4 protein-coding genes are annotated in these 4979 nt (G+C 41.4%); all 4 read left to right on the forward strand.

The features are described 5' to 3' along the window. Window positions 1-151 precede the first annotated feature (151 nt). On the forward strand, window positions 152-1507 hold the full coding sequence (locus ACFFAP_RS35740) for a Rieske 2Fe-2S domain-containing protein (protein ID WP_375515649.1): 1356 nt from the start codon (window positions 152-154) through the stop codon (window positions 1505-1507). A 376-nt stretch (window positions 1508-1883) separates the two neighbouring features. Further along, window positions 1884-2222 (forward strand): hypothetical protein, encoded by a 339-nt coding sequence (locus ACFFAP_RS35745; RefSeq protein WP_375515650.1) that lies wholly within the window; start codon window positions 1884-1886, stop codon window positions 2220-2222. Window positions 2223-2617: 395 nt separating this feature from the next. Next, entirely contained in the window at window positions 2618-3802 is a 1185-nt protein-coding gene (locus ACFFAP_RS35750) for an AbrB family transcriptional regulator (RefSeq protein ID WP_375515651.1), read from the forward strand. Between the two features lie 198 nt (window positions 3803-4000). Then, window positions 4001-4816 carry a DUF1838 domain-containing protein gene (locus ACFFAP_RS35755; RefSeq protein WP_375515652.1) on the forward strand — a complete coding sequence of 272 codons (816 nt, stop codon included), beginning with the start codon at window positions 4001-4003 and terminating at the stop codon, window positions 4814-4816. Window positions 4817-4979: the final 163 nt, after the last annotated feature.

Genomic DNA, 4979 nt, shown 5'->3' on the forward strand with positions numbered 1-4979 from the left:
TTTCCGCAAGCAAAATGACCTTTGACTTACTCAAAAGCTGTGTTTGCTTTCTCATGGTTATTTTTTGAAGTTTCACTCATAAATGTTCTATCTCTGGGACTAAAAATTTTCTAATCCAAAAGTATAAAATAATAGAAACTTGGAGAAAACTATGTCATTAGAAACAGAGACACTACAGGCGACACCACCAAGTTCTACCTTTGAGACGCTTGAGAATAAGCAAGAATTTAACTGGAGACAATCTTGGTATCCTGTCTGTTTTCTGCAAGATATGCCCAGAAATCGTCCTTATAGCTTTTCTTTGTACGATGAACCCTTCGTTTTGTTCAAAGACCAAAATGGACAGCTTATCTGTTTAACAGATCGTTGTTCCCACCGTGCAGCTAGACTTTCTGATGGACAAATTATTGACGGCAAAATAGAGTGCTTATACCACGGTTGGCAATTTGGCAATGATGGTCAATGTCTGCACATTCCTCAGTTACCAACCGATGCCAAAATTCCGGCCAATGCTTGCGTCTCATCCTTTAAAGTCTTGGAACGTAAAGGTATCATTTGGATGTGGGCAGGGAAAGCCGAAACGGCTATTGATGAGCTTATTCCATCTCTACCAGATTGGGATCAGCCGGAATGCTTAAACTTAGATTATATACGTGACCTACCTTACGACCAAAGCTATTTTATTGAAAACATTATTGACCCAGCTCATGTTCCAATCAGCCATGATGGCATCATGGGAAGTCGAAAAGATGCCCAAGCGCTGGAACTAGAAGTCATTGACAGCAATATTCAGGGAATTAAGGGAAAGTGGCGGCGAACACGGACACCCAATCAGCCTTGGATCTCATTAGATTTCATTGCTCCTAATTTGATTCTCTACAAATTTGGTAATGAACAGCAAGGTAAGTTTGGAGGCACAGCCTTATATTCAATTCCGCTAGGTAAGAATAAATGTCGGATTCTCATCAGAAATTATAGTAACTCGTTTCCCAAAAAAATCAAGCTGATGCCTCCTTGGTTAGATCACATCCTGAGGCAAAACAAAATCTTAGAAGGTGATTTGCAATTAGTCGTTGAACAAAAGGCACAAATTGAGCGTTTGGGACAAAATCTTAAAGAAGTGTATTTACCGCTCAAAACATCTGATACTTTAGTGGTTGAGTATCGCAAGTGGCTAGATAAATTTGGATCATCTTTGCCCTTTTATCAAGGTTATTCCACCTCAAAAAATGTCGGTAATAGCGAGTCCGATCAAAAGTTGATCACGTTAGACCGATTCTCGCAACATACACTTATTTGTCATTCCTGCAATCAAGCTTATCAAGTGACAAATAGGCTCAAACAAAGTTGTATTGGGGTAGCGATCGCTCTAGCTGCTGTAGCAATAGTTGCAGATGATTCTAGAATTAAAATCGCAGCAATATCCCTTTCTATAGCAGCAGTTGCAATGTCAGCTATGGCTCATACACTCAAAACTCACTTTGAGCGTTCTTACACTCGTCACTAAAATAGAGACTGGGCACAGTTCGTAGTAAGGACTTTAGTCCTTATTTTCTATGCACTAAAGTGCTTACTACAAACCCTCTTACACTAGTACGCCACGGCGTCAATAGAGCAACCATTTAAAATCTCTGCATAGCTTATTCCATACTACTTTTGAATGCGTAAATGCGTGAATACGTGACTTTCGCCTTGCGGTACTAGCTTGAAAAAGTACTGGTACAATGTACCGGAAGTTTGCTCACCTTAAACAATTTGCTCAAACCCCTTGTATGGTTAAGTCATGCTCAAGTTAACGGCTCTGCGCTAAACTAAAAAATACTGGGATCAAAATCTCTGGCAGTAAGTTCAATACACCCCTAATCTTTACCACTGCGGCGATAATGTCTCAAGAGCATAACGAATCACTCCAAATTCAGGAGATCACCAAACTCAAACCGAAACACTTTGCTGATTTAGTCAGATCAGCACAATTAGTTTTCGACCCCACAGCAGGAGTTTCGGGCAGAAATATCACAGTTGACTGGGAACAATTGGGAATTCCCCATGATGTGGCGGAAAATCTCAAATCACTTGGTCAGCAGTACCAATATGCATCTCCTCACATCCCTGTTGAAGTCATTTGGAGTAAATTAACTCCAGAAACTCGTATTTGGTTCGTTGAAAATAAAGACAGGTTGTGGCAGCTTGAAGAAGCTTTCCCAGCCCTTGACGAAGATTAAACGGCTGAACCATTGAAAGGAATACAAATTATTTGTAGGGGCACAACGATCATTGTGCCCCTATCCTCTCTCTATAGGCATTTTTGTTTAAATCCAACACGCGGTAAATTTAGACCTAGTACCACAAGGCCGAAATAAACCTACCATTTTATTACAGCCAGAAAGCTCAAATTTAAAGCATACGTGAATGCGTGAATGCGTGACTTCCACCTTGTGAGTAGTCCACTAGACCAACTTTAATCGATGAATAAGTTTGTAGTAAAAACTTTAGTCCTTGATTTGAGCGCTAAAGCGCTGACTACGAACCTAGTAAACTTGACTTGACAGACTCTAGTTATCTTGTGCGATCGCATTACCTTAAATGCATAGTTAAATTAATAAAAAAGCTCATATCGATGAATCAAAGCATAACTGTTGCTCCTAACCTAGAAGAACACACTCATGAAAATCCCGTTATTACTAAACAACAGCTATTTACCAAGCAACTAATTGTCCTTGTCTTGGAAATGCTTCTGGCATTACCTCTGGGTTTACTTCTGGCAAAGTTCCAAATTGGTAGGATTGCCTGGATATTTGGCGGGATTGCTGCTGGTACAGTGGTTCTTCAAGGATGTCGAATTTTTTATCAATATTCTCCCCAACCTAACCGCACTGCTAGAAAAGTTGGAATGGCACTTGTAGGCTTAACTGTCGGCGCTTCCAATGCCCACGGGAATCTAGCTAGTGTTGCTTCTGGTATTCCCATATTTATTTTTCTTACCTTGTTTCTACTGCTGAGTGGAAGCTGTATTGGTTATATTTACTCGCGCCTTAGCAAAACCAACCTGTTAACAGCAATGCTGGCTACAGTTCCTGGTGGTGTCGGAATTATGGCAGCGATCGCCGCCGATTACAACAAAAATGTTACTTTGGTTGCCTTAGTTCAGGCGATTCGCGTCACCTCAGTAGTTATTCTAATTCCCTTCATCGCTAAGACATCAACTGGTAATTACTATACGCAAACACTCCCAATCAACAATGCTTGGCTCAATTTCGATCCATTTCAACTAGAATTACTCTTGTTAGTACTGGTAATTACTGGATTAATAGTTTATCCAGCTATATTATTTAAAATTCCGGCTGGCGATTTCTTTGGTGCATTATTGATTGGTATCGGGTTTAATCCTTTGCTACATTCGCTGCCTTTTATAGGTGATATTAGCTTTAGTCCGCCACCAATAATAAACTTATTGGGTCAAATGCTTTTGGGAATTACTATTGGTGAGTATTGGGGAGACAAACCCAACTTTAGAAAGCGAACTGTCGGCTATGCCTTGATGTCTGTGGGTATGACCCTAATAGCGGGAGTGATCGCTGCTATACTTGCGATGCAATTAACCTCTTGGGACTGGTTAACCTGTCTTTTAGTCACAGCACCAGGAGGATCAGCAGAAATGATCCTGGTTTCTTTGGCATTGAATCATAATGTTGAAATTGTCACAACTGGTCATTTAGTGCGACTAATTGCGATTAACAGTTCCTTGCCACTTTGGCTGTATTTATTTCGTCGTCTGGATGAGCAAGTTTCTAAACCAGTTTAATTGATAAGGGCATTAGGCAGGGAGCAAGTGATTTTTTAGGCAAAACCTACGCAGTAATTGCCTTGTCTCTACTCCCCATTGCCCCTAATCCCCAGAGGGGGCCCCGAGTTCCCCATTCCCCATTCCCCACTTTTAAAGATGCAACTTGAATGCTGATTAGCTTATTCTTTTGTTATCCAAATACAAAGGATGCTTTAGATGGTTGCCCAAATTCAAGAACTTGAAGCGCAGCACTGGGTTAAAACTCGTTCTTCCCTCGACCCTAGCGAATCCACTTTCCTGATTTGGAAAGGTAAAATTTACGCTTTTATCCCCGGTGAGAAAAGACAACTCCTGTTTAAGATCCTGGGATTGAGTGTTAGCAGATGTATTCCTACAGCAGAGGGAAGCTGGGATTTTACTTCCAGGGAATTAACTTACTACCTCAACCCACAAACAGATGAAGTCTTACCCAAATGGGAGAATCCTTGGACAGGCGAGACAGTTCCGGTGATTCACGTTGCTAATAATCCAGTGCAGGGTAAGTTTGAGGGAAATTTCCCCGCACAAGTAGATGGTGACAGTACAACCTTTGTTTTTGATATATTTCCCTATTACCCTAATCCCTTAGCAGACGATCCCAAATTTGCCGAATATAGCCCAAATCCAATTTATCAGGCAGCAGAATTGTTTAAATTAACAGTGCCAACCGCAGATTTATTCAACACAGCCCTCTCCTCAGTTTCTCAACTTAAACTGAGTTGGGATCGGATTGGTCAATGGCTTCCCTGGATGAAAATGGGCGATCGCCCCGGTCAACTTATCTACAGTGCTGTTGGCAGCAAAGTCAATGGTTTAACAGAACTGCCCCCAGTGCTGCAAGACGAAATTAATAACCGTATTCCTCTATATAAACAAGCCCCAAAAGCATTGATAGATGGTGAAGATATGACTTCCTGGTTGTACTTTCAAAAGCACTTTCAGGCTTACTTAGCTGGTGAAATCTTCCCGCTTCCCCAAGCACAAGAGTTGTAAACTAGCTGGAAAACAACATCGAACTCTTTGCCAAGAGATAGCTTATAGTGCAATACGGTTCAATTAGCGCCAAAAACCTTAAACTGCGTAGGTTGGGGAGCCACTGCGTTGGACGGGAACACCTGCTTGTTCGCGCAGCGTCTCCGACAGGAGAAGCAAGTGG

Origin of the sequence: uncultured Nostoc sp. (assembly GCF_964245575.1) — a bacterium.
Lineage (GTDB): Bacteria > Cyanobacteriota > Cyanobacteriia > Cyanobacteriales > Nostocaceae > Nostoc.